Source organism: Rubripirellula obstinata, assembly GCF_001642955.1.
GTDB classification, from domain to species: Bacteria; Planctomycetota; Planctomycetia; order Pirellulales; family Pirellulaceae; genus Rubripirellula; species Rubripirellula obstinata.
On the sequence record NZ_LWSK01000286.1, the window covers coordinates 1 to 1,389 of the forward strand.

The following is a 1,389-nucleotide window of genomic DNA, read 5'->3' on the forward strand; positions in this document are numbered from 1 at the left end:
GACATTGTTTTTCGATATGTGAACCAGGGACTATCGGAAACTTTCATGGCCAAACCCGAGGTCGCAAAATGTGCGGTTAAGGCATTCGATGGGATGATCAATCATCCGTTGGACCAGGGAATCAACCTTGCCAAACGCGAAGAAAATTATCTGCTGACACTTAAGGTGATCGCTGCGGCGAGGGGTGGATTGCATGAATTGGCATGTGACGGTTTCGAACAGCTCGGCGACGATGCCGATATTGCAGCGTTGGCACTGATGCGGGTTGGTTCGTACGGATTGCTTCGCGGCAAGGCATTCGCACTTTGTAGTGAGAAGGCGGAAGAGTGCCAGAAAATTCAGGAGATTGCGACTGCGAGCGAGGAAGAAGTTACTGCTGAGCAAAAATCGGAAATCGTGGATCAATGTTCTGAGTTAATGGAACAAATTGAGAACGAGTACGCAGTCAACTGGCTTCGAACCATTCGTGACAAGCTGCAGTTTGAAAGTGAATTTGCGCTCGGAATGAGCGCGATCATGCCGTTCGACGAATCGCTCTCTTTCTGGGCTTGTGATGACAGGTCTCAGTTCACCAGAGAGTCAAACAGCTCGGTGTCGATTGACACAGTGGACTCATTGAAACACATGTCGCTGCGGAGCCTTGTAAACTCAAAAGGTAAATCCAAGGTGATCGAATTCGATCTCAAGTTTCCTTACGACACCGGACACAAGGGATTGGCGACTCACTTTACACCGTCAGTAACCGCGATGAATTTCGACGGGGCTCCGTTTACGTTTGGGTTCAATCGTTTGTATCGGACCAAGAAAACGAAGTCTGGCCACTTTCGGGAAATAGGACAGTTTTCGTTCGGTTGGCGAGACACCAGAGCTGCCATTTACTACTTCGAGACGGAAGTTAAAAACGAGCCCAATCAGATGCGTTTGCGAATTGCTCCCGGGTACTTCGAAGCCTATTGGAACGATCGATTTGTCTGTCGGTCGACCAGTAAAGATATCGTTGGGGCCTGGGATACATTCGAGATATGCCAGCCTTGGTCTCGAAAAGGTCGCGGCAAAGTTAGCGTGTCTGGTATTCGCCTCGAAAGCTGGAACGTTCCTCCTCCGCCGATCCGTGCTGGCGGACAGGAGCTGCTGAAGTACTACAAAATCGAATCTGAAGAAGACCCAACCGACAGGTGGGCTTCATTCTGGTACGCGCATGCAGCCCACATGACTGGCGACACTGAGAAAGCGATCGAGCTCTATCTCACGGCTATCGAAAATGGGTTTGCAGAACCTGAAGCAGCATTCTTTTTGGGCGACTGCCACGACCGACAGGGCGACGCTGCGGAAGCCTTGCAGTGGTACTTGATCGCAGCCGATGGCGATCACGAGGATATAACAAGGATG

The 1,389-nt window shown here is 50.6% G+C and carries 1 protein-coding gene; it reads left to right on the plus strand.

What is annotated here, in order from left to right; genetic code table 11:
* Window positions 1-45: 45 nt before the first annotated feature.
* On the plus strand, window positions 46-1,389 hold a 1,344-nt coding region (locus RC85_RS25835; RefSeq protein WP_157594108.1), incomplete at its 3' end, for a tetratricopeptide repeat protein.